Origin of the sequence: Streptomyces puniciscabiei (genome assembly GCF_006715785.1) — a bacterium.
GTDB classification, from domain to species: domain Bacteria; phylum Actinomycetota; class Actinomycetes; order Streptomycetales; family Streptomycetaceae; genus Streptomyces; species Streptomyces puniciscabiei.
In genome coordinates this window covers 548,980-571,531 of the sequence record NZ_VFNX01000001.1, presented here as the reverse complement: position 1 = coordinate 571,531, position 22,552 = coordinate 548,980, and the positions used below count along the sequence as shown (strand labels likewise).

Below are 22,552 nucleotides of genomic sequence, written 5' to 3'. Positions count from 1 at the left end.
CCTAGTCGTGCTGTTCAGCGGCGAGCAGGGCGGCCCGCAGGTCGTCCTCGGTGATCTGGTCGGCGGGGCGGTGCAAGGTCCAGCGTCGGGCGTCGCCCTCCATCGGCAGCACCACGACGACCGTTTCCAGCGGCGGGCAGCCCGGTTCGGAGCAGGCGAGCTGGCGGATCAGGACGGCGGTGTCGTCGTCGAGATCGAGGAGAGTGCGCACGGTCTCCTTCAGCTCGCGCACCTGTGGACTGGGCCCCGGGGGCCCGGGGCGCGATCCCAGCGGCATGGCGGTTCTTCTCCTTCGTTCCCGGACGGCCGGCCTCCGTCGGTGCGGGCCAGACAGTCGGCGCAGACGCCGGTGAGTTCGACGGTGTGCTCCACCGCGGTGAAGCCGGTCGCGGCGGCGATCCGGCCCGCCCACTCCTCGACGACCTCGGAGTCCACCGGCCGGCTGCGGCCGCAGTCGCGGCACATCAGGTAGTGGCGGTGCCCGTCGGCCGGACGCAGCCGGTAGAGCCGCCCGCCGGTCTCGTCGCGTACGACGTCCACACCGCCGTCCACCTCCAGCTCACGCAGGGCGCGGTAGACGGTGGTCAGGCCGATCGCGTGGTCGCCGGCCACCAGAAGGGCGTACAACTCCTGGGCCGACACGAAGTCCTGGCAGGCCGCGAGTACGCGCGTGACCGCCTTGCGTTGTCGGGTCGTCCGGCCGCCCATGGCGCATCACCCCCTGTGGCTCGTGCCGGGTCGGCACCTCCACCGTAGATGGAAATGAAATCCATGTCCATATGAGTGGTCGGTCATGTGTTGCTGTGCGACGCCTCGCTGACGATGACGGTCGAGCCCTCGTGGCCGAGGACGCCGCGGGGGAGGGGGAGGTGAGGTGTCAGACGACCAGGCCGGAGATGAAGACGGCGGCGATGACCAGGTTCTGCACGACCAGGCGGCGGGCCCGGCGGGAGAGGGTCACCACGGCGGGTACGGTGGCCAGGTCGTCGCGGGCGATCACCGCGTCGGCGGTCTCCAGGGCCAGGTCGGAGCCGGTCCGGCCCATGGCGATGCCGGTGTGGGCGGAGGCCAGGGCGGGCGCGGCGTTGACGCCGTCGCCCATGCAGGACCTTGCGGCCGGCCTGCTCCGGTTCCCGGACCGCGGGCGACCTTGTCCTGCGGGAGCAGGCCGGCGCGGACGTCGGTCGGCGGCCAGGCGGGCCGCGGCGCGCGGATTGTCCCCGGTGGCCGGCGTCGGCGGCGTTCCGGCGAGCGAGACGAGCGATGCGACGGTGTCGGCGGCGTCCGGCCGCAGCTGGTCGGAGATGCCCAGGACCCCGGCCGGCGTGCCGTCGACCACCACCAGCACCGCGGTACGCCCGCCGTCCTCCAGCTCGGCGGCGACGGCGGTGTGCGCGCCCTCGGTGCCGGACAGCAGCCGGGCTGGGGAGCCGACGGCGACCTTGCGGCCGTCCACCGTGGCCGTGACTCCGACGCCCGGAGTGGAGGCGAAGTCCTCCGCGGCAGGCAGGGCGAGACCCCGGACGTGTGCGGCGTCCACGACGGCGCGGGCCGGCGGGTGCTCGCTGGGCGCTCGGCCGCCGCGGCCGGCCGCGGCAACTCCCCCTCCTCACCCTGGCCACGATGCCGACGGTCCTGTGTGGGCGGCTACGGAGCTCGGAAGTGATGGTGTCCACGTCTTTGCGGGTGTGGGCTGACAGGCCGGTGCCTTGGGGACGGTGGATTGTGACGGGAGCCTCCCCGTGAAGCACCTCCCGAATTCCCGGCCGGCGTCGATAATGACCTTGTGCGCTGGCTGGCCAGGAAATCCGTCTTGCCCCTCATGCTGGTCTTCGTCGCGGCAGCGGCAGTGGTGGGCGACGCCACTTCGGTGACCCATGCGGCCAGAAGCAGCGGGCGCAGCGGTTTCGGCAAGTCCGGCGAACCGGGCCAGGCCCCGCAGGACCAGGACCAGGCCCTCTCCGAGACGGTCCCGGTCAAGGACGGCAACGCGTACATTCCCCGCAGGACCGAGGAGAATGCCCGGATCGGCGCGGTCTTCGAGAAGGATGACCAGGGCGCCCACTTCTGCACAGCGAGCGTGGTGCAGAGTCCGGGCCGGAACATGCTGATCACCGCCGCCCACTGCGCCTTCGACGCCGACTCCGGACAGCCGCTGAACGACCTGGTCTTCGCCCCCGGCTACCGCAACGGCGACGAGCCCACCGGCCTGTGGAAGGTCAGAAAGGTGGTTGTCGACGACCGCTGGGCCACGTCGCAGGATGAGGACCTCGACGTCGCCTTCCTCGTCCTCGACCAGAAGGACGGAAAGGACATCCAGGACGTCCTGGGCGGCAACACCCTCGGCGTAAACCGCGGCTTCGACAACAAGGTCAAGATCACCGGCTACCCCACCAGCCGCGACACCCCCGTCTCGTGCCGGAACCGCACCACGAAGTTCAGTGACACCCAGCTGCGCATCCAGTGCACCGACCTCGCGGACGGGACCAGCGGCAGCCCCTGGCTCACCGACTACGACCCCAAGAGCCACACCGGCACGGTCATCGGCGTCCTGGGCGGCCACGAGGGCGGCGGCGACCAGGACGATGTCTCCTACGCCGCGTACTTCGACGACGACATCGCCAAGCTCTACCGACGCGCCCAGGACGAGGACTGAGCCCAGTCCATCCGCACCCCGCTCACGGCGGCTCTCCGCTTTCGAGCACACGGAGCAAGGACGCTGCCAGTGACGTGGTCGATCGGGGCCTGGGCGAGCGGTTCCCGGGAGCGGTGCGGTAGCGCCTGCCCGGGCAGCCGACCCGCCGCACGAAGGCACTCTCCGGTGCGAAATACTCTTTGGATGAGTTCACGCACTTCCTCGATCAGCCAGCCGATCACGATACGGAGGGCCGTGGCGAGGGATGCCAAACGGCTCACGCGGCTCGTGCGTGGCTCACGCGCCTACGAGGGTAAGTACGCAGCCGCAGTGGCGGGCTACCGGGTCGGTCCTGATTACATCGAGGCCCACCGCGCCTTTGTGGCCGTCGGCGCCGACGAGCATGGAGGCCGGGTCCTCGGGTTCTACTCGCTCGTCCTCGCTCCGCCGGAGCTCGACCTGCTGTTCGTCGCCGACGAAGTGCAAGGACGGGGTATTGGACGGCTACTCGTCGCGCACATGAAGTCCGAAGCCCGTGCCGCCGGGCTCGACCGTCTCAAGGTCGTGTCGCATCTTCCCGCCGAGGACTTCTACCACCGCGTTGGTGCGGTGCGGACCGGGACCGCGTTCGCGAACCCGCCCGCCGTGCCGTGGGACCGTCCCGAATTCGAGTTTCGCATTTTTCCGGAATGACGCGGTGGGCCGGTTCGCGGGGCACCGGCTCCGCCTGCATGGTGGCCGGCGTGCAGATTGACGTGTCCTTGACCGCTCCCTCCAACTCCATTCCAGCAGTGCAGGGTTAGGCTCGCGAGGCGACTCATGTCCCGGCGACCCCGGGGCGTACCTTCGCCGGCACAGCCCATGACGAACCGTCATTCGCGGAGTTGGGGGAATCGCCATGCGCACACGTACAAGAGCGTCTCTCGTGGCCGCCGCCGCTGCATATCTGCTCGTCGCCGCCGCCGGCAGTGCCGCGGCCTCCGGCGGCAGTCAGCCCGTTCACCTGGTCTCGTCGAGCGACCCCTACGCCGCCTGTGACATCAGCGGTGACGGGACCGGCACGAACTACCCGTCCGCGGAGGACGAGCCGTACGTCACCGTCTCCCCGCGCGACCCGCGCAACGCGGTCGGCATCTTCCAGCAGGACCGCTGGTCCAACGGCGGTGCCAGAGGGCTGACCGCCACCTGCACCCACGACGGACGGCACTTCACCGAGACCCCGCTGCCGTTCTCGCACTGCGCGCCGGGCGGGCTCGACTACCAGCGGGCCTCGGACGGCTGGATGAGCACCGGTCCGGACGGCACGGTCTACGCCAGCGGGCTGGTGTTCGACGCCACCGACGCACGCAACGGAGTCGCCGCGTCGACGTCGTACGACGGCGGCCGCACCTGGAAGCACACGACGCCCCTGATCGACGACACGCAGGCTCGGTTCAGCGACGACAAGAACGCGGTCACCGCCGACCCGGTCCACCCCGGTGTCGCCTACCAGGTCTGGGACCGCATCGACGAGGACGACTCCGCCAAGGTGTACGACGGGCCCGCCTACATCTCCATCACCCGCGACGGCGGCCGGCACTGGACCAAGGCACGCCCGTTCGTGGACACCTCCGTCGTCCCCCACTCGCAGACCATCGGCAACGTCATCGTCGTCGACCCGCGCACCGACACCCTGTACGACGTCTTCGACTGGCAGACGTACGACATCGACTACACGACCGGCACCTTCACACCCACCGACCTGCACTTCGCCGTCGTCAAGTCGACCGACCAGGGCCGCACGTGGAGCAAGCCGGTCACCATCGCCAAGGACACGGCCGCACCCGAAGTCGACCCCAACGCCCCCACCGACGCGACCAAGACCCTGCGGGCGGGCGGCGACCTGCCGAACGTCGCCATCGACCCGCACACCGGTGAGCTGTACGTCGCCTACGAGGGATCGGACTTCAGCGGTGGCGGCTACGACTCCGTGGAGCTGATCCACTCCACCGACGGCGGGCGGACCTGGTCGGCCCCCGCACGGGTCAACTCTGTCGCCTCCGCACCCGCCTTCACGCCCTCGATCAGTGTGGACGCGCATGGCACGGTCGCGATCACCTACTACGACCTGCGCTACCTCGCCGCCGGGAACACCACCACACTGCCCACCGCCGCCTGGCTGCTCACCTTCCCCCGCGGTGCGGAAAACCGTGCCACTGAGCGCCGTGTCTCCCGGGTCTTCGACTGGCTCCAGGCCCCTTACGCCGGAGGCCACTTCCTCGGCGACTACGAGGGCCTCGCCACAGACGGCCGCTTCGGAGTACGGCCACTGTTCATCGAGACCAATGCCAACGCGCCCAAGGACTCCACGGACGCCTACAGCGGCGTGCTTCCCACCGGGAGGCACTACGGACCCCTTGCCGAAACCCCGACCGCGGTCGCGCCGCGCGCGACGGGAACCCTGGGAGTCCGGCCGCACCGGCTCGTCCGTTGATCGGGAACACGCACCCCCAAAGAGGCGCTGCACTGCGCACGTTCGGATTCAGATGAGGCGCAAGGTAAACAACCCACCATTTTTCCTGTGAGCCCTTTGTGTGACTGTTGTGGTCACGCCAAGATCCTCTGTGCCCGGGACACCCCCATATGCCCGGCGCAGGGAGGAGCGGCATGTTGCCCCCGAAGCACCAGCGACGGTTCATGACCTGCACCGTCGTAGCGGCCGCGTTCGGACTGGTAAGCACCCAGTCGTTCGCGGCGTCGAACGACGCAAGACCCCGGCCCTGGCAGGCGCGCCATCAGGCCGCCATGGGCCGGCAGCACATCAAGGCGGTGCACGCGGGCCACGGCATGTCCGCGTTCGCCGCGGAGGGCGGCGATGACGACGGCGCCGACGAGGCGGAGAACTCCGCCGAGGCGACGGCCCAGTTCACCGAGGCCCGCACCGCGCCCGGCGTGGTCGCGCCCGGCGCCTACGGGGCGGCCTGGCAGCAGCTGCGGTCGATGAGGCACACGAGGGGCGACTGGGACCACGTCACCAAGAAGGCGTACAACTCCGACGACCCCCGCTACCGCGATGTGAACTCCAACTCCAGTGGTGGCGCGGGCTATGTAACCGGTCGGATCACCGGCATCGCGGCCGACGACCAGGGCTATGTGTACGCGGGTGGCGCCAACGGCGGTGTCTTCCGCTCGACGACCGGTGGCGGGCACTGGAAGCCGATCTCCGACAAACTGCCGTCCCTGTCCACCGGCACCCTCTCGCTGGACGGGCAGAACCGGCTCTGGTACGCCACCGGCGAGTCCAACACCGGGGCGACGTCCTTCGTGGGCACGGGTGTGTACGTCCTGAAGGACCCGCGCCACGGCCAGTTCGAGCCCGGAGACCGCGTCGGCGGTGCCGAACTGGAGTCGACCGTCATCCACGCGCTGCGCTTCGCCGGCACCAAGGTGTGGGCGGCCACCAGCACCGGCGTCTGGTCGCACTCCACGACCACTCTGTCCGGTCCGTGGAAGCACGAGTTCGCCCCCAACCCGGACTACCTGCCGGGCGGTTCGAAGGCGGACGACCCGAGCGCGCCGTACAAGAACATCGCCAACGACATCGCCGTCGATCCCAAGGACCCGAACAAGGTTCTCCTCGCGGTCGGCTGGCGCGGCGGCGACACCTACAACGGCCTGTACGCCAAGCAGGACGACGGCAGCTGGAAGCCGGTCAGCGGCCTCGGTGACCTGCCCACCAGCAGTGCCGACGTCGGCAACGTGACGTTCGCCGCGGCGGCCGACGGCTCGCGGCTGTACGCCATCGACCAGTCCCCGGCGCAGATGGCCGCCAACCCGGACAGCGGGCTCAAGGGTGTGTACGTGTCCAAGAACGGCTCGCCGTTCGGGCCGTGGACGCTGATCGCGGACTACACCAAGCTGAAGGCGTCCGGATCCGCCCTGCAGAGCGCGGGGTACATGCCCGGCATCCAGTCCTGGTACAACCAGTTCCTCCAGGTCGACCCGGCCAACGCCGACCACGTCTACCTCGGCCTGGAAGAGGTCTTCGAGACCAAGAACGGCGGCGACAGCTGGACGACCCCGGGCCCGTACTGGAACTTCCCCTTCCCCTGCTGGAGCATCGACCCGGCCAAGCAGACCGGCGACTGCTCGCCCACCACCCACTCCGACCAGCACGCGGTCGCGATCGGCAGCTACAAGGGCAAGACCTGGGCGTACGTGGGCAACGACGGCGGCATCTACCGCCGCCCGCTGGGCGGCGCCGTCGACTCCGGCGGTCACGCAAAGGACTGGCAGTCCCTGAGCGACGGCACCCTCGACACCCTTCAGTACTACTCCGTGGGCGTCGGCAAGGACCTCACCAACGGCGGCGTCTCCGTCACCGGCGGCCTGCAGGACAACGGGCAGTCGATCCTGCGCGGCCACGACAAGGTCATGGGCTCCAACTTCGGCGGCGACGGCGGCGACACCATCGCCGACCCCGCCAACGGCTGCAACATCGCCGCCGAGTACGTCTACCTCGACATGTGGGTCACCCAGAACTGCGGCGTGAACGACGGTTCCTGGTCGACCGACCCGACCAAGGCCACCGAGTACGAGGTCGCCCCGCCGGACAAGGACCAGGGCGGTGCGGGCGCCCGCTTCATCGCGCCCATCGCCGCCGACGCCAAGGACACGGGCACCTGGATCGCGGGCGGCCGGCACGTGTGGGTGAACACCAAGGGCTTCGCGATCCGCTCCGGCAAGGAGTGGAGAGACGCCTACGACCTCGGCGAGGGCCACGTGGCCACGGCCGTCGCGTCCTCCGGCGGCACGGTGTACGTCGGCTGGTGCGGCCCCTGCAACAACCAGGGCTTCACCCGGGGCATCGCGGTCGGCAACGCCGACGGCACCGGCTGGCACCAGCTCAACCTCCCCGTCGACGGCACCATCCCGAACCGCTACGTCTCCGGCTTCGAGATCGACCCGGCCAACGCCCAGCACGTCTACGTGGCGATCAACGGCTTCTCCCGCCGCTTCACCGAGGGCCCGGGCGCGGGCGTCGGCCACGTCTTCGAGTCCAAGGACGGCGGCGCGAGCTGGACGGACATCTCCGCCAACCTGCCCGACGTACCCGCCGACGCGGTCAAGCTCCTGCCGAACGGCGGCCTCGCCCTCGGCACCGACCTGTCCACCTTCTACCGGCCGTCCGGCGCCACCAAGTGGCTGGTCCTGGGCCACAACCTGCCCACCACGGCCGTGATGCAGCTGCGCCTCGGTCCGGACGGCAAGCTGTACGCCGCCACGCACGGACGCGGCATCTGGTCCTTCGACGTACGGCGCCTCAAGGGCCGTAAGGACTGATCACCACCCGTACGCTGCGTAGCACGACGACGGCCGGTGCCCCCCGAACCGGGGGCCACCGGCCGTCCGGCGTTCACGTTCACTGCACCGGATACGCCGCCACACTCAGCCGAAGCGTGAAGAGCGGCGCGCTCTCGGGACCCCACGTCACGGTCACCGATCCGATGCGCGCGGCACGCACCGTGACCCGGGTGACACCCTTGCCGTCGGTGACCGACGACGGTCACCGTCGTACCTGAGCGCACGCACACGCTCTGGGCGGAGGTGTCCCCGGCGTGGTGGGTGATCGTGGCGGAGCCCGCCAGGCAGCCAGGCGACGCGGAGTCCGTAGCAGGGGGCGCGGCCGTGCCTCTCGGGGGCGACGACGGTGTCCCGGGAGGTGCTGTCGCCGAGGGCGACGTGGAGGGCGGGGCCGAGTCCCGGCCTGCGTCTTTGCTGCTCCAGCGTCACACCTGCCTCCTCAAGCCGCCGCACGCCACTGTGATGCCCTGGTCCGGCGCCCGGTTCCTGCCCCAATCGGCCCTGTCCCCATATACCAGGTGCGCCCCGGCGTCTCCGCCGGAGCGCACCGTGCACTCTCTCAGGTCAGTGCCGGATCGGCAGCGGCCTGGTGACGTGCGGTGAGGGGACGGTCGCCGCGCCGTGGGCCGTGGCGCGTGCGCTGCCGCCGCTGACGGTGAGCGGGCCGGCGGTGTAGAGAGCCTCGTCGAAGGCTTGCCCGTTGGCCGGGGCCTTGCCGACGGCGAAGACGGAGACCGCCTTGCCGCTGACGACGGAGGTGGAGATGTAGTCGCCGACCATGCTGCCCTGTGTGGACCCGGCGATCTGGGACAGGGACATGGGACCGGCGACCGTGGCCGGGGCGCTCCAGGTGCTGCCGCCGTTGGCGGAGGAGATGTAGCCGACCTCCAGCTGGCACGTGGACGTGGTGCAGTTGGCGTTCGGGTAGAAGTAGTAGTAGAGGCCGATCTTCGCGGTGGTACCGGAGGTGGCGGGGTCGATGCCGATACCGGGGATGAAGTGGTCCACGCCGCTGGTGGTGGCGTCGATGGGGACCCGGGTCACGGCCGACCAGCTGGTGCCGTTGGTCGAGGTGGCGTAGACGATGTCGTTGGCCGGGCAGCCGGAGCGGAAGCGGCAGTCCTGCCAGGCGACATAGATCTTGCCGGATCCGTCGATCTCGGCGGAGGGCAGGCCCTCACCGTCACGCAGGTTGCCGGCCACGCCGTGGCTGGAGACGTTGGCGACGAGTGTGCTGGCGGACCAAGTGGAGCCGCCATTGGTCGAGTTGAAGGCGCGGATCGAGGACCCGTTGGCGGAGTAGGGGACCACGACTGTGCCGTTCGGCTGTACGAGAGGCTGGCCACCCAGGCCGCTCGGTCCTCCGGACGGGGCCACCGGAGCCGACCAGGTCGTGCCGCCGTCGGTGGAGCGGCTCATCACCACCGCGTTGCCCGAGGACGTGACGTCCACCTCGACGTAGCAGGTGCCGTAGTACGGGCTGGTGGCGGAGTTGTCGCAGACGATCCACTCCTTGTCGTAGCCCTGGCCGTCGTTGCCGACCGCGATCACCGGGTTCTGCCAGCTCGTGCCGTTCGTGGAGCGGCTGACGCTGACGCCGGCGCCGTTGACGTTCGAGTCGATGACCAGTCCGGCCACCATCCAGGTGCCGTGCTTGGCGTCGTAGGCGACGGCCGGGTCGGAGACGCGGGCCCAGGTGCCGCCCTGGTAGGTGGTGATGCCGGGCAGCATGCCGTGCTGCCAGGTGGTGCCGCCGTCGGTGGAGGTGTTCCAGCCGATGTCGGAGGAGCCGCCGTCGGTGAACCGCCCGACCTGGGAGGAGGCGACGATCGTGTTGCCGTAGGCGAAGGTGTCGGGCTCCAGCTCGGTGGCGTGCTGACTCGAGGTGTTGGTGAACGGGTCCGTGCTGACCTGGGTCAGACCGGGCGGCGGGGTGGCGGTGGTGAAGGCGACGTCGTCGTAGAGGGTGTAGGTGGCGTCGCCAGCGTAGTTGTCGTCGTGGCTGACGAGCTTGAGGGTGTAGCTGTGGCCGGCGGTCACGGACGACGTGACCTGCTTCCAGCCCTGGCCGTTGGTGCACGTCTTGGCCAGCGCGGTGGTTGTGGTGCCGGTCGTGGTGTCGGTCACGGTGGCGGTGGCCCAGTCGTACGTGACGGTGTCGGGGCAGGTCACGCTGTACCAGAACGACAGCTGGGTGGCACCGGTCGGCGCGGTGAAGGTCTGGGCGATCGAGGAGTCGCCGTTGGTGGGTGAGGTGCCGCCGACCCGGGCGGCGTACGTACCCGTGTGGGCACCGGAGCCGACCACGGATGTGGTCCCGGCGGATGTCCAGCCGGTCAGACTGCCGGACTCGAAGCCGCCGTTGGAGACGTCGGCCAGTGCCGGGTGCGAGGCGAGAAGGAGGCCGCCTAAGGAGAGCAGGGCGGTGGTGGCGGTCGCCAAGGATCTACGGACAGCAGTGCGCGACATGAGGAGACCCCTTGTCGTCGATGGGGGTGTACGCCCTCGAGCGAGGGCGTTCGAGGAGGGGCGGACCATCGGCGCAGGTCCGCTGGTCCGCCCCGGGCACGACGTTTCAGGAACCGATCTCTGACCCGACGCCGGTCAGGACAGGGTCACGTCGTCGTAGCGGGTGTAGGTGGCGTCACCCGTGTAGTTGTCGTCATGGCTGATGAGCGTGAGCGTGTAGCTGTGCCCGGCCGTGACCGCGGCGGTCTTCTGGAGCCAGCCGGAGGACGACACACAGGTCTTGGCCAGCACGGTTGTCGTGGTGCCGGTGGTGTTGTCCTTGAGCGTGGCCGTGGCCCAGTCGTAGGTGAGGGTGTCCGGGCAGGTCACGTTGTAGTAGAAGCCGAGGGTGCTGGTCCCGGACGGGGCCGTGAACGTCTGGGCGATCGAGGAGTTGCCGTTGGTCGGCGACGTGCTGCCGACCCGCGCGGCGTACGTGCCACTGTGCGCGCCCGAGCCGACCACCGACGTGGTCCCGGCGGAGGTCCAGCCGGTCAGGCTGCCCGTCTCGAAGCCTCCGTTGGTGATCCCGCCGCCTCCGCTGCCAGAGGTGACGGTCAGCGTGTAGGTCGCGGTGTGGGTGGCGGAGGCGCCCGTGCCGGTGACCGTGATGTTGTACGTGCCCGCCGGCGTCGACGAAGACGTGGCCACCGTCAGCGTCGACGAACCGCCCGCGGTCACCGAGGTCGGGTTGAAGCCGGCCGTCGCCCCGCTCGGCAGCCCGGATGCCGACAGGCTCACCGACTGCGCCGAACCGGAGGTGACGGCGGTCGAGACGGTGGTGTTCGCCGACGAGCCGGCGGCGACAGTGGACGAGGCCGGGCTGACGCCGATCGAGAAGTCGTTGCTCGTGGTGGAGCCGCAGTTGGGCAGGGTGAACGAGGCCAATCTGGTGTGCCAGTTGAAGTTGCCGTTGGCGGGGATGTACTCGTTCGTGTACCAGAACGTGCAGTCGTCCGTCGGGTCCACGGACATCGAGGTGTAGTCGCCCCAGCGGCTGTAGCTGGTCTGCGAGCCGCCACCGGTGATCGCCGTGACCTCGCCCTGCGTCATCGTGCCGAGGGTGTCGCCGGCCAGGCGTCCGGTGTAGCGGATCGACGGGTGCACCGAGGAGGAGGACTGGGAGTAGCCGAGGGCGATGTTGCCGGTCTTGTCCTCGGCGATCGAGCCCATCCACCGGTAGGTGGAGTCGGGGGCGTAGGTGCCCTGCTGGTACACGGTCGGGTTGCCGCCGGACATGCGCAGCTCGTACCAGCGCACACCCACGGAACTTCCCGCCGTCACCGCGTGATTGACGACGAGCGACTCGTGATCGCCGAAGTTGCGGTAGGCCAGCCGGAACATCAGCCGGTCGGACAGCGAGTCGAGCTGCTGACTGGTCCCGGTCTGCGGAATGCAGGTGCCCGAACTGCCACAGGCGGTGGTGTACGACGCCACGGTCAGCGTCGACGGGCCGCTGAACGTCGAGTTGGAGGTCGTCGCCCAGTCGACGTGGAACTTCCAGTACGCCAGCGTCGTACTCGTCGTGCCCAGGCCCACCATCAGCTCCGGTTCCCCGGACGGCGGCGCGGTCGAGCCGTCCAGGTCCGCGCCGAGGAGGCCGCCGTAGGAGGACGAGGTGGTGAAGCACTGCTGGGCGGCGCTCGCGCCGGTGAGCATGGCCGACCGGTTCATGGCGCACGCCTCGGCGTTCAGGAAGGTGCCGGAGGCGGTGAACATGTTGTACGTGACGTAGTACGCGTCCGGCCACACCGACAGCTTCGGGTAGTCCGGGAAGTTCGCGTACTGGAACGAGTAGCGGTAGTAGCTGCCCGTCGCGTCCGAACTGCTGGAGACGGCCACGCACTCGTAGTACGGGCCCGAGGACGAGGACACGTTCGCGAACTGCGTCACCACCCAGCGACTGGCCAGGGTGTCCCAGCGGACCACCGCGTCACCGTCGTTGGTGGACTGACAGGATCCGCCGAAGCCGGACCACAGGGTGCTGGTGTCGGTCGGGGCGAGGACGGTGGCACCGCTCTTGGAGTAGACCGCGTAGGCGGTGTTCACGGTCTCGACGATCTGGCTGGAGCCGACGGCGGCGTTCGGGTCCGGCGGGACACCGGTGATCGAGTAGTTGCCGGCGCCGATGCCCTCGAAGTTCGTGCCCGTCGAAGGGGCGGACGGCCCGCCGGGGCTGGACTGCACGACCGGATCCGGGATGTGGGACGCGGGCGGGTGCGGGAGGCGCGCCTCACCGGGGTCGTCGTCCTGCTGCTTCCTGCCGTGGTGTCCGTGGTGGGCGTGGGCGGCCATGGAGCGCAGGGTGGGGGAGGTGTCGTGCCGGACGGCGGGGCCGGTGTCGGCCGAGTGGTGGGCCGCCGGGGTGTGGGGTGCGGGGTCGGCCTGGGCCGCGGGGGCGGCGAGCCAGAGGGCGGGGACTGCGGTGAGGACCGCGGTGAGCGCGGCTATGCGTCCGCGTCTGCGTCTGGATCGGGACACGGAACATCCTTTCGGCCAGCCGGAGATCGCCCGGCATGCGGGGAGAAGAAGGACGTTCACGCCGATGGAGCGCGTGTTCGCAATCCGGGATGGTTGCACCGGACATGTCACGCAACAAGAGAGATGCAGCCTGCGTGGCGCGAAGCAACCGAGAATTTACAGACTTCAGTCAACTCACAGTAAAAACACAGGGCTTCCTCTGTATCGGCACCAGGGATTTCCCTGTATCGCCCGTAGTTGGGAGCGCGAGTCCCCGCCGGATCACGGAACGGATCCAGCCTCAGCCGCGTCCCACCGTCGGACTGTCCCGACTCCACCCTGGGGGCATCGTGAGACACCGCCGCACCGGCTCCTGTTCACTCGCCGTGCTCGCCCTCATTGTTTCAGCCACCGCCTGCGCGTCCGGCACCGGGGCCACCGCGACCGCCGAGAACAGGCCCTCGGCCCCCACCTCGACCCGGTCGTCCCACGGGACCTCGGCCTCTGCAGGCTCGTCGGCCTCCAGCTCCACCCGGCCGTGCCTCAGCGGCACCGTCACGGTCTTGTACCCGCCGGCCGACAACCCCTTGCGTAGCGCCTGCCTGAAGCTCGGCACGACGATCCACCTGACCCTCAAGTCGCCGGCCAACTACGGCTGGGCACCGGTCAGGAGCTCCAGCCCGAACACCGTCACGTTGCTCGACGACCACACCGCATCCGACGGCACTCGGTCCGCCACCGCGCGCGCCGCCTCTGCGGGGACCGCGACGCTCAGCTCGGCCGACACCTACACGCCCGACCCACACGGTCCGCCCTCAAGGGCCTGGCAACTGACCCTCACCGTGGTCCCGTAACCGTCGTACGCCTACGCCGGTTCGACGTGCACCAGCAGCCGCCAGAGCCGCGTCTGCGGCCCGAACCGATCCCCGCGAAACGAGGAGGTCGACCGCAGCTCCGCCTCGCCCGCACCGACCGCATCGACCGTGGCCCTTACGGTTCCGTCCGTCGTTTCTGACGCGGTCACCGTCAAGGGACCTGCGACCACCTCGACCGGCGTCCACCCGTATGCGGGTGACCCGCGCAAGGTGATGTGGACCTCGTCGCCCATCTGTACATGCAGAGGCGGTTCCGGCGGGTCCCCGGGACGGTGGACCACCTCCACCTGCCTTGCCTCGTCGCGTGCCACGTCACGAAAGCTAGCGGCACTGCTCTGTCACATGAAGGCGAGGGCCGGAGGACATTGGGTGCTGGACCCGTTCCAGGCGGGGCCTCGGTGCCAATGGCATGACCGCACGCTGCCGCTGTCCTGGTTCACGAGCCGGCACGGGCAAGGGCCCCTGCGCACCGCGTACAGTGACCGCCGCGACGAGCAGGAACGGCGCGACGAGCACGCCCGCGTTCCGTGGCGTGGTGTGATGTGAAACACCCGGCAGGTCGCGAGGGTCGGCGGCCCGGCGCCGTGCAGCGACTGGAACAGGGAGTCGCCCGTGCGGGCCGCCTTCGCGTTGCCCTGCGGCTGTCGGTCAGGCGATGCCGTCCAGCTTGCCTGCCTTGGCGTCGGCGACGATCGAGGAGAACTGGTCGGCGCTCATCCGGACCTGCTGGCCGAAGTCGTCGGTCAGGACGATGCGGCGGTCGGTGGGGGCGGCCGGGTCGACGAACAGCTGGGGACAGCCGCAGTTGCAGTTGCCGCAGAACGTGGCGACGGGTTCCAGCCCGCTGGTGTCGGTCATGCTGATCCACCTCCGTGGGATGGGGTTGCGGCACTCCGGCGTCCGGACGGACCGGCCGGACCGGCCGGACCGGTGGGTGGCCGCGGGGGGACTGCCCCGGAGATACCCGTCGCGGATGCGGCGGACGCGCAACCCCCTCGTGCGCAGGGGGCGCGGAGGCGGCGGGCGTGCGCCCGTGCTCCCCGGGGCGCTACCGGTGCTTCGATTTCGCCAAGATGGCTGGGAACTGAACAGCACTCGCGTCCGACTCGTAAGGAGGAGGCGGATCGACCAGGTACGAGTCGTGGGCGGTGATGCGTGTGCCTGGGCCGGGGGAGAGATCCTTTGGACGCGTGGCAGCATCAGGTGCCGTGAGTGTGTCCCTGGCGGTGCGGAGCGTGCGCGCGGCGGTGTTCGCCGTGCTGTGCGTGCTGCTCGCTGCCGGAGGGCATGCCATGGCCACGGGCATGGCGCCACCGGTGTGGGTACAGGTCGCCTCGTTCGTGCCGGTCTTCGCGGCGGGCTGCCTCCTGGGCGGCCGTGAGCGGTCGCCGGCCGCCATCGGCACGGGGACTCTGGCCGCCCAGGGCGGGTTGCACCTTGTCTTCCACGCCGCCGAGCCCCCTCACGCCGTGATGGTCATGCACGGTATGCGGATGGTCCAAGCGGCCCATGCACTGACACCGCACGCCACCGCCGCGCATGCCGGGGCGGCCCTGCTGCTGACCTGGTGGCTGCGGCGCGGTGAGGTGGCACTGTGGTCACTGCTGCGGTGGGCGGTCGCGTTCGTGCCGGGGCTTGCCGCCTGGTGGCGGGTGGCCGGCGGGGCGTGGCGTGCGCCGGCCGGGCCAGGGCCGGTGCGTCGGGCTGTCGGTGGGCCGTGGGGGTTGCGGCAGGTGCGGCTGAGGTACGCCGTTCACCGGCGGGGGCCGCCGCCCGGGATGTCGTACGCGCTGTCGTACGCGATCTGAACCCGACATCCCTTCTTCCGTACGGAGATCCCTCACCTCATGTCCAGGACCCGCACCACCCTGCGCCGCGCCGGCGCCGTCACGGCCCTGACCGCCGCCGGACTCCTCGCTGCCGCGGGCGTCGCCTCCGCGCACGTCACCGTCCACCCCGACAGCTACGCCAAGGGCGCCACCGACGGCGTGCTGACCTTCCGTGTCCCCAACGAGGAGGACAACGCCTCCACCACCAAGGTCCAGGTCTTCCTGCCCACCGACCACCCTGTCCTCGGCGTGCTGGTGCACCCGCAGGACGGCTGGACCGCCCAGGTCACCAACACCAAGCTCAAGACGCCCGTCAAGACCGACGACGGCACCATCACCGACGCCGTCTCCGAGATCACCTTCAGCGGCGGCAAGATCGCGCCGGGCCAGTACGAGGAATTCAACGTAGCCTTCGGCCAGCTGCCCGACGACACCGGCCGGCTGACCTTCAAGACCCTGCAGACGTACTCCGACGGCAAGATCGTCCGCTGGATCGAGGAGGCGCAGGGCGGCCAGGAGCCGGAGAACCCGGCGCCCGTGCTCAAGCTCACCGCCAAGGGCACGGAGGACGGCGGTGGCACTTCGACCGTCTCGCCGGCGGGTTCGAAGGGCTCCGACAGCGCCAAGTCGACCGCCTCGGCCGGCGACTCGACCGCCCGCGGTCTCGGCATCGCCGGGCTGGTCGCCGGGGTGCTGGGCCTGGCCGCGGCGGGCTTTGCCGTCGTGCGCGGCCGTTCCGCCGGCTCCCGGGCGGAGTAGCGCAGCTGCCCTGCCGACGACAGCCGTCGGCAGGGCAGTGTTCCGTCGGCGCGCCCCCCCGGCACAGTTGCCCCTCGCGTGACGCGGACCACAACTTTGCTCCGGAACTCGACCCCGGGCGGCCCCGACTCCTGATGCGGTACGGCGCGATCCGACCGACGCCGTACGACGTGATCTGGAGACGCGGTTGATGGACAAGTCCCGGCACATCTTCTCCGGCGCGGGCGCGGTGTTGCGGAAGCTGGTGCCTCCGCCCGCCCTCTGCGGATTCCTTCTCCTGCTGGCGCTGATGTTCGCGGTGTCGTACGCCGTCGGCGTCGCCGCAGGGCCCGTCGCGCCCGGCATGCACGGCACCGGCACGAGCCGGGGGGGCGGCGATTCCGGCGGGGGCGGCGGCACGGACGACATGGGGGACATGCACGGAGGCGGCCACTGATGGGCGGGGAACCGGTGACCGTCGACCTGGTGACGACCGACCTGACCGTCGGCGGTATGACCTGCGCGGCCTGTGTGAGGCGCGTCGAGAAGAAGCTCGGCAGGCTGGACGGGGTCACGGCGACCGTCAATCTGGCCACCGGACGAGCGCGGGTGAGCCACCCGTCGCGGATCAGCCCCTGGGAACTCGTCGCCGCCGTCGAGGAGGCCGGCTACACGGCTGCCCTGCCCGAGCCGCCCAAGCAGCCCGGGGCGGGGGAAGGCAAGGACGCGGGCGAGCCCGAAGACGCTCGCCAGGAGCGGAGTCGGCTGCTGGTCACCGCTCTGCTCGCCGTGCCCGTGCTCGTGCTGTCGATGGTGCCCGCGCTGCAGTTCCGCAACTGGCAGTGGCTGTGCCTCGCGCTGGCCGCGCCGGTCGCCGTCTGGAGTGCGTTGCCCTTCCATGTGCGGGCGGCGCGTGGGCTTCGGCATGCGGCGGCGACCATGGACACCCTGGTGTCGCTGGGTGTGGTGGCGTCCTTCTCCTGGTCCGCCTACGCGCTCTTCCTCGGCGGTGCCGGGGAGCCCGGCATGCGGATGCCGTTCACTCTGGTGCCCTCGGCTTCGGACGGCGCGGCGCACCTCTATCTCGAAGCCGCCGTCGGTGTACCGCTGTTCGTCCTGGCGGGGCGGTTCCTGGAGGCGCGGGCCCGGCGCGGGACCGGGGCGGCGCTCAGGTCACTGGCCCAACTCGCCGCCAAAGAGGTGACGATCCGCGAAGGCGACGACGAACGGCGCGTTCCCATCGAGTGGTTGAGGCCGGGGCAGGTCTTCGTCGTGCGGCCGGGGGAGCGGGTGGCCACCGACGGGCAGGTGGTGGAGGGCAGTTCGGCCGTGGATCTGTCCCTGGTCACCGGGGAGAGCGAGCCCGTCGAGGTCGGGCCGGGTTCGGCGGTGGTCGGCGGCGCTGTCAACGCCGGCGGGCTGCTGCTGGTGCAGGCCACGGCCGTCGGCGCGGACACCCAGCTCGCCCGGATCACCCGGCTGGTGACCGAGGCCCAGGCCGGCAAGGCACGGGCGCAGCGGCTGGCCGACACGGTGGCCGGGGTGTTCGTCCCCGTCGTGCTCGCGCTGGCCGTCACCTGTCTCGGTTTCTGGCTCGGTGCCGGGGCCGACCCGCAGGCCGCCGTCACCGCGTGCGTGGCCGTGCTCGTCGTGGCCTGCCCGTGCGCGGTCGGCCTGGCCACGCCGACCGCGCTGATGGCCGCGACCGGCCGCGGTGCCCAACTGGGCGTCCTGGTCGGCGGACCCCAGGCGCTGGAGGGGCTCCAGCACATCGACACGGTCGTCCTGGACAAGACCGGCACGCTCACCTCCGGCCACATGACCGTCGCCCGCGTCACGGTCGTACGCGAAGGACTGGGCAGGGAGGCGCTGCTGCGGCTGGCCGGGGCCGTCGAGCACGGCTCGGAACATCCCCTGGGCCGGGCGATCGCCTCCTACGCCCGGCGGGAACTCCCCGAGGGGCCGCTGCCGGACGTGAGCGAGTTCGCCGCCGTGCCGGGACGGGGCGTGCGCGGCCTGGTCGAGGCCCGGCTGGTGGAAGTCCTCGCCTGTGACGGCGAGTTGCCCACCGCCCTGGCAGACGCGCTGTCGGTGGCCGAGGCCGCCGCCCACACGCCCGTCCTGGTCCGGGTGGACGGCGTGGCCGAGGCCCTGATCGATGTCGGGGACGTCGTACGGCCCGGAAGTTACCGGGCGGTGGACCGGCTGCGGCGCCTCGGCGTGCGGCCGGTGCTCGCCACCGGTGACCGCGAGGCACCCGCGCAGGCCGTGGCCGCGGCCCTGGGCATCGACGAGGTGCACGCCCGCTGCACCCCCGAGGCCAAGGCCGACCTCGTACGGGACCTGCGGGAGCGGGGCTACCGCGTCGCGGTCGTCGGCGACGGAGTGAACGACGCCGCCGCCCTGGCCGGCGCCGACCTGGGCATCGCCATGGGCAGCGGCACGGACGTGGCCATCGGGGCCGCCGACGTGACGTTGGTACGCGGGGACATCGAGGCGTTGGCGGACGCGGTCCGGCTCGCCCGGCGCACGCTGGGCACGATCCGGGCCAACCTCGTCTGGGCCTTCGGCTACAACGTCGTGACCGTGCCGCTCGCCATGGTCGGCCTGCTCAATCCGATGCTCGCAGCGGCGGCGATGTCGGTGAGTTCGCTGCTGGTCGTGGGCAACAGCCTGCGGCTGCGCGCCTGGCAGCCGTCGCCCGCTCCCGCCCGGAGGCGTACCCGATGACCGAGCAGAACCTCTGGCGACCCACTCGCCGTCGGCTGACCGACACCCTCCTCGCCGCGCTCGCGCCCGTGGCCGCGTGCAGCCTCGCCCTGGGAGGGCTGACGACCTGGGCCGGGGCCGGGAAGGCGGGCAGCCCGGCCCGGATCACCGTCTCGAACGGGCGGGTCCTCCTGCCGTACGGGAACAGCACGGACACCGCGGCGCTCTTCGACATCGCCAACGTCGGTGGCGCGGACGACCGCCTGGTGAACGTGACGTCCACTGCCGCGCACGGCCGGATCACCCTCAGCGGGCACCGCATGCTGGGCGGCCGGGCCGCGTACAAGACGGACGTGACCTCGGCCGGCGTCCCTGCGGGCGGTGTGCTGTCCATGTCGCCGCGCGGTGTGGACGTGACGCTGCGGGCCGGGGCCGACTGGCGGGCGGGTGACCTTGTACCGTTCACGCTGCACTTCGAGCGCAGCGCGCCGGTCGAGACGATCGCGGTCGTGATCCGCCCGAGCGACAGCGGTCCGTGATCGCCCGCCCTGAGGGCGGAGGAGTCCTCTCCTAGAGGTCGGGGCAGATTGTCGTCGAGTTCCAGCCAGTTGTCGTGGGCTGGATCACACCCTGCGGATTGAGTACGGTCCCCCGTGGAGGTCCGTACCCACGCATGACGACCGAAGCCCGGATGCGAGGATGAGGCACCATGACGGCAGGGTGGTGTGCTCGCGCGACACGGGCCGCGGTGTTCGCGGCCGTGTGCGTGCTGCTCGCTGCCCTGGGCCACGTCCTGATGTCCGGCAGCGACGTGCCGGCGTGGGCGCTGGCCGCCGGCGGGGCCGTGACCGGTGCCGTGGGCTGGGGCCTGGCGGGGCGTGAGCGCGGGCTGCCGTTGATCGTGACGGTCGTGGTCGCCGCCCAGACGGTGCTCCACGAGGCGTTCTCCTACGCCCAGTCGACGTCCGGCACGTCCGACGGCTCGGCCTCCATGGGCATGAGCGGCATGGGCTCCATGGACATGGGCGCCCTGCATATGGACCACACGGGCATCAGCCCCATGGATCACATGGGGCACTCCATGGACGGCGGTTCGTCGTCGTCCGGCATGCTCGCCGCTCACCTGCTCGCCGCGGTGCTGTGCGGCCTGTGGCTGGCGTACGGCGAGAAGGCCGCCTTCCGGATCCTGCGGGCGGCGGCCGGATGGCTGGCGGCGCCGCTGCAGTTGCTGCTCGCCCTGCCCGCCACCCCGAACCGCCCGCGCGTCCACCTGCGGCGCCGACGCTCGGACCGGGCGCCGCGTCTCCTCCTCGTCCATGCGATCACTTCTCGGGGTCCGCCCGTGGGAACGGCTGTCGCCTGAAGACAGCTGTCTTCCCGAGGCCGCCCGGCTGCCCGTGCGCGCCTCGGGCCACGGCCGTACGACCGCACAGGCGCTGTAGCGCCACAGCGACGCCGTAGGGCCGTCCCTCCCACTTTCACCGGACCGCGCGCTTCGGCGTGCCCTGGTCCGGATCACGGTTGACCCGAGAAGGACACCAGGTGATTACCTCTGCCCTGCCCACGTCGCGCGCCAAGAACTACGAACCGGCGGCGCCCGACGAATCGATCACCGCATGGGCGCTGGCCGCCCGAGGCGGTGACGCGCACGCGGTCGAGCAGTTCGTGCGCGCCCTGCACCGGGACGTCCAGCGCTATGTCGCCCACCTCTGCGGCGATCCCCAGGCGGCGGACGATCTCGCGCAGGACACCTTCCTGCGCGCCCTCAGCAGCCTGCACCGGTTCGAGGGGCGTTCCTCGGCGCGGGCGTGGCTGCTGTCCATCGCCCGCCGAGCGGTGATCGACAGCTACCGGTACGCCGCCGCCCGCCCCCGCCTGACCGACGTACCGGACTGGCAGTTGGCGATCGAGCTGGCCCAGCCGTGCGACCTGCCCGGCTTCGACGACGGCATCGCCCTGCTCGATCTGCTGGCGTCGCTGCCCGATGACCGTCGGGAAGCGTTCACCCTCACGCAGCTGCTCGGCCTGCCGTACGCGGAGGCCGCCGAGGTGAGCGACTGCCCGATCGGCACGGTCCGCTCCCGCGTGGCCCGAGCCCGCGCAACGCTGATGGACCTGTTGGACGATGGGGGCACCTCCCACGCCGTTAAGGCAGTGGGGGAGGACCGGCCCGCCGCGCTGGCGGCCTGACGCTCCGGGAGGGTGCCGGTGCCGGCTGGAAGAACGGCACCGGCACCCTCGCCGCCGGAGTACCGGGAGCGGTTCATCCGAGCCGGCTCGCCAACTGGCCGGGAACTCGAGGCACCTTCGCTCCGACTACTGGAGCGGGTGGCGAAGGCTCGCCCGTGTACCGAGTGGATCCGGGAGTTGTTCGATGCGTTCTCGTGTGTGGGGCGGTACCGCGGCCGTCGTACTGGGCGGCCTGCTGGTGGCGGGCTGCGGCGGCGGGGGGAAGGACACGGCGGACGGTAACGCGGGGCAGGCCGGGAAGGCGGCTTCCGGTGGCTACCCGGTGTCCGTCACCGACTGCATGGGCGCCAGGACCACCTTCTCCGGCGCCCCGAAGAGAATCGTCACCAGCAACGCCTCCAGCCTGGAGCTGCTGCTCCGCCTCGGCGCCGGCGACCAGGTGATCGGCACCGGCTTCCCGCCCGGCAAGGGCACGCTGCCCGGCACCCTCGACGCACAGGCGCAGAAGGTCAAGGTGCTCAGCCGGACAGTGATCCCCAAGGAGAAGCTGCTCGGCTCCGGAGCCGACCTCTACATCGACACCTTCGCCTCCACGGGAAGCATGGGCGGCGGAGGCATGGGGGACGCGCCGACGGCGGAGGAGTTCAAGGCGGCCGGGATCAAGCACATCTACCTGAAGTCCACCGCCTGTGCTGCCCGGAGCAAGAGCCCGGTGACCGATCTGTCCGCTGTCGAGGCCGATGTCACCTCCCTTGGCGCCGTCACCGGCACCAGTGCGCAGGCGCAGAAACTCGTCGCCGGGATGAAGGAGAAGGCGGGCGCGGTCCAGAAGGCGGTCGGCGGTACGGCGGAGAGCAACCGGCCCACGTACTTCTTCTTCGACTACGACGCCGGTACCAAGCAGCCCAGCGTCACCTGCAACCGCCAGATCGCCAACGCCGTGATCACCCTGGCCGGAGCCCGCAACGTCTTCGCCGACTGCGACGGCGACTACAAGCAGGTCGGCTGGGAGGACGTGATCGCGAAGAACCCCGACTGGATCCAGCTCGGCGTCCGCAACCGCGGCAGCGAGGCGGCGAACAAGAAGGCGTTCGACGAGGCCGAGCAGTGGCTGAGGTCGAACCCCGCCACCAAGGGCCTGAAGGCGGTCGAGGAGGGCCACTTCCTGCGCATCGGCTCCGAGCAGACCACCATCGCGGGAGTCGGGAACGCCGACACGGTCGAGGCCATCGCCAAGACCCTCTACCCCGGCAAGGTCGCCTGAT

At 70.8% G+C, this 22,552-nt stretch carries 20 protein-coding genes; 13 read left to right on the top strand and 7 right to left on the bottom strand.

What is annotated here, in order from left to right; translation table 11 throughout:
* Window position 1: 1 nt before the first annotated feature.
* The 3 genes from FB563_RS02600 to FB563_RS02590 form a co-directional block, all read right to left on the bottom strand.
* Window positions 2-232, bottom strand: coding sequence for a hypothetical protein (locus FB563_RS02600; RefSeq protein ID WP_234357946.1), 231 nt, complete (start codon window positions 230-232; stop codon window positions 2-4).
* Window positions 220-708: a Fur family transcriptional regulator gene (locus tag FB563_RS02595; RefSeq protein ID WP_055709046.1), complete on the bottom strand. Its 489-nt coding sequence runs from the start codon at window positions 706-708 to the stop codon at window positions 220-222. The genes FB563_RS02600 and FB563_RS02595 overlap by 13 nt, the downstream gene beginning before the upstream one ends.
* A 169-nt stretch (window positions 709-877) precedes the next feature.
* Entirely contained in the window at window positions 878-1,540 is a 663-nt protein-coding gene (locus tag FB563_RS02590) for an HAD family hydrolase (protein ID WP_234357947.1), read from the bottom strand.
* 282 nt (window positions 1,541-1,822) lie between these two features.
* Between FB563_RS02590 and FB563_RS02585 the strand changes: the two genes are divergently transcribed.
* The 4 genes from FB563_RS02585 to FB563_RS02565 all read left to right on the top strand — a co-directional run bounded on the left by FB563_RS02585 (window position 1,823) and on the right by FB563_RS02565 (window position 7,957).
* Complete coding sequence (locus tag FB563_RS02585) at window positions 1,823-2,656, top strand: trypsin-like serine peptidase (RefSeq protein ID WP_234357949.1); 834 nt, start codon at window positions 1,823-1,825, stop codon at window positions 2,654-2,656.
* A gap of 183 nt (window positions 2,657-2,839) precedes the next feature.
* Window positions 2,840-3,328, top strand: coding sequence for a GNAT family N-acetyltransferase (locus tag FB563_RS02575; protein WP_055709048.1), 489 nt, complete (start codon window positions 2,840-2,842; stop codon window positions 3,326-3,328).
* 205 nt (window positions 3,329-3,533) lie between these two features.
* On the top strand, window positions 3,534-5,108 hold the full coding sequence (locus tag FB563_RS02570) for a sialidase family protein (RefSeq protein WP_107100756.1): 1,575 nt from the start codon (window positions 3,534-3,536) through the stop codon (window positions 5,106-5,108).
* A 173-nt stretch (window positions 5,109-5,281) separates the two neighbouring features.
* Complete coding sequence (locus FB563_RS02565) at window positions 5,282-7,957, top strand: WD40/YVTN/BNR-like repeat-containing protein (RefSeq protein WP_055709049.1); 2,676 nt, start codon at window positions 5,282-5,284, stop codon at window positions 7,955-7,957.
* A gap of 585 nt (window positions 7,958-8,542) precedes the next feature.
* On the opposite strand, the gene FB563_RS02560 is transcribed toward FB563_RS02565, so the two are convergent.
* Window positions 8,543-10,447 carry an exo-alpha-sialidase gene (locus tag FB563_RS02560; RefSeq protein WP_079049011.1) on the bottom strand — a complete coding sequence of 635 codons (1,905 nt, stop codon included), beginning with the start codon at window positions 10,445-10,447 and terminating at the stop codon, window positions 8,543-8,545.
* Window positions 10,448-10,582: 135 nt separating this feature from the next.
* On the bottom strand, window positions 10,583-12,967 hold the full coding sequence (locus FB563_RS02555) for a hypothetical protein (protein WP_142218434.1): 2,385 nt from the start codon (window positions 12,965-12,967) through the stop codon (window positions 10,583-10,585).
* Between the two features lie 542 nt (window positions 12,968-13,509).
* On the opposite strand from FB563_RS02555, the gene FB563_RS02550 reads away from it, so the two are divergent.
* Window positions 13,510-13,800: a hypothetical protein gene (locus FB563_RS02550; RefSeq protein WP_142218433.1), complete on the top strand. Its 291-nt coding sequence runs from the start codon at window positions 13,510-13,512 to the stop codon at window positions 13,798-13,800.
* Window positions 13,801-13,811: 11 nt separating this feature from the next.
* Here the strand turns inward: FB563_RS02550 and FB563_RS02545 are convergent, their stop codons facing one another.
* A complete protein-coding gene (locus FB563_RS02545; protein ID WP_142218432.1) occupies window positions 13,812-14,132 on the bottom strand; it encodes a hypothetical protein in 321 nt (106 codons plus the stop codon).
* 337 nt (window positions 14,133-14,469) lie between these two features.
* The gene (locus FB563_RS02540; protein ID WP_055709950.1) at window positions 14,470-14,679 is read right to left on the bottom strand and encodes a hypothetical protein; all 210 of its coding nucleotides are present in this window, start codon (window positions 14,677-14,679) and stop codon (window positions 14,470-14,472) included.
* 350 nt (window positions 14,680-15,029) lie between these two features.
* Between FB563_RS02540 and FB563_RS02535 the strand changes: the two genes are divergently transcribed.
* From FB563_RS02535 to FB563_RS02500, 8 genes are all read left to right on the top strand, one after another.
* A complete protein-coding gene (locus FB563_RS02535) occupies window positions 15,030-15,629 on the top strand; it encodes a hypothetical protein (protein ID WP_234358058.1) in 600 nt (199 codons plus the stop codon).
* Window positions 15,630-15,668: 39 nt separating this feature from the next.
* On the top strand, window positions 15,669-16,409 hold the full coding sequence (locus FB563_RS02530; RefSeq protein ID WP_142218431.1) for a YcnI family copper-binding membrane protein: 741 nt from the start codon (window positions 15,669-15,671) through the stop codon (window positions 16,407-16,409).
* A gap of 190 nt (window positions 16,410-16,599) precedes the next feature.
* On the top strand, window positions 16,600-16,845 hold the full coding sequence (locus tag FB563_RS02525) for a hypothetical protein (RefSeq protein ID WP_142218430.1): 246 nt from the start codon (window positions 16,600-16,602) through the stop codon (window positions 16,843-16,845).
* The gene (locus FB563_RS02520; RefSeq protein ID WP_055709310.1) at window positions 16,845-19,118 is read left to right on the top strand and encodes a heavy metal translocating P-type ATPase; all 2,274 of its coding nucleotides are present in this window, start codon (window positions 16,845-16,847) and stop codon (window positions 19,116-19,118) included. Before FB563_RS02525 ends, FB563_RS02520 begins: the two co-directional genes overlap by 1 nt.
* Window positions 19,115-19,636: a copper chaperone PCu(A)C gene (locus FB563_RS02515; RefSeq protein WP_055709309.1), complete on the top strand. Its 522-nt coding sequence runs from the start codon at window positions 19,115-19,117 to the stop codon at window positions 19,634-19,636. The genes FB563_RS02520 and FB563_RS02515 overlap by 4 nt, the downstream gene beginning before the upstream one ends.
* A gap of 170 nt (window positions 19,637-19,806) precedes the next feature.
* Window positions 19,807-20,460: a hypothetical protein gene (locus tag FB563_RS02510; protein WP_079049040.1), complete on the top strand. Its 654-nt coding sequence runs from the start codon at window positions 19,807-19,809 to the stop codon at window positions 20,458-20,460.
* Window positions 20,461-20,639: 179 nt separating this feature from the next.
* Window positions 20,640-21,287, top strand: a complete 648-nt coding sequence (locus tag FB563_RS02505; RefSeq protein ID WP_055709307.1) for a sigma-70 family RNA polymerase sigma factor — start codon at window positions 20,640-20,642, stop codon at window positions 21,285-21,287.
* A gap of 184 nt (window positions 21,288-21,471) precedes the next feature.
* The gene (locus tag FB563_RS02500) at window positions 21,472-22,551 is read left to right on the top strand and encodes an ABC transporter substrate-binding protein (protein ID WP_199832983.1); all 1,080 of its coding nucleotides are present in this window, start codon (window positions 21,472-21,474) and stop codon (window positions 22,549-22,551) included.
* Window position 22,552 lies beyond the last annotated feature (1 nt).

What these genes read in the sequence shown, in the direction of transcription:
- FB563_RS02560 (WP_079049011.1), bottom strand. Translation starts at nt 10,447, where the DNA reads ATGTCGCGCACTGCTGTCCGTAGATCCTTGGCGACCGCCACCACCGCC.
- FB563_RS02500 (WP_199832983.1), top strand. Translation starts at nt 21,472, where the DNA reads ATGCGTTCTCGTGTGTGGGGCGGTACCGCGGCCGTCGTACTGGGCGGC.
- FB563_RS02540 (WP_055709950.1), bottom strand. Translation starts at nt 14,679, where the DNA reads ATGACCGACACCAGCGGGCTGGAACCCGTCGCCACGTTCTGCGGCAAC.
- FB563_RS02565 (WP_055709049.1), top strand. Translation starts at nt 5,282, where the DNA reads ATGTTGCCCCCGAAGCACCAGCGACGGTTCATGACCTGCACCGTCGTA.
- FB563_RS02510 (WP_079049040.1), top strand. Translation starts at nt 19,807, where the DNA reads ATGACGGCAGGGTGGTGTGCTCGCGCGACACGGGCCGCGGTGTTCGCG.
- FB563_RS02515 (WP_055709309.1), top strand. Translation starts at nt 19,115, where the DNA reads ATGACCGAGCAGAACCTCTGGCGACCCACTCGCCGTCGGCTGACCGAC.
- FB563_RS02575 (WP_055709048.1), top strand. Translation starts at nt 2,840, where the DNA reads ATGAGTTCACGCACTTCCTCGATCAGCCAGCCGATCACGATACGGAGG.
- FB563_RS02570 (WP_107100756.1), top strand. Translation starts at nt 3,534, where the DNA reads ATGCGCACACGTACAAGAGCGTCTCTCGTGGCCGCCGCCGCTGCATAT.
- FB563_RS02530 (WP_142218431.1), top strand. Translation starts at nt 15,669, where the DNA reads ATGTCCAGGACCCGCACCACCCTGCGCCGCGCCGGCGCCGTCACGGCC.
- FB563_RS02585 (WP_234357949.1), top strand. Translation starts at nt 1,823, where the DNA reads ATGCTGGTCTTCGTCGCGGCAGCGGCAGTGGTGGGCGACGCCACTTCG.
- FB563_RS02520 (WP_055709310.1), top strand. Translation starts at nt 16,845, where the DNA reads ATGGGCGGGGAACCGGTGACCGTCGACCTGGTGACGACCGACCTGACC.
- FB563_RS02595 (WP_055709046.1), bottom strand. Translation starts at nt 708, where the DNA reads ATGGGCGGCCGGACGACCCGACAACGCAAGGCGGTCACGCGCGTACTC.
- FB563_RS02525 (WP_142218430.1), top strand. Translation starts at nt 16,600, where the DNA reads ATGGACAAGTCCCGGCACATCTTCTCCGGCGCGGGCGCGGTGTTGCGG.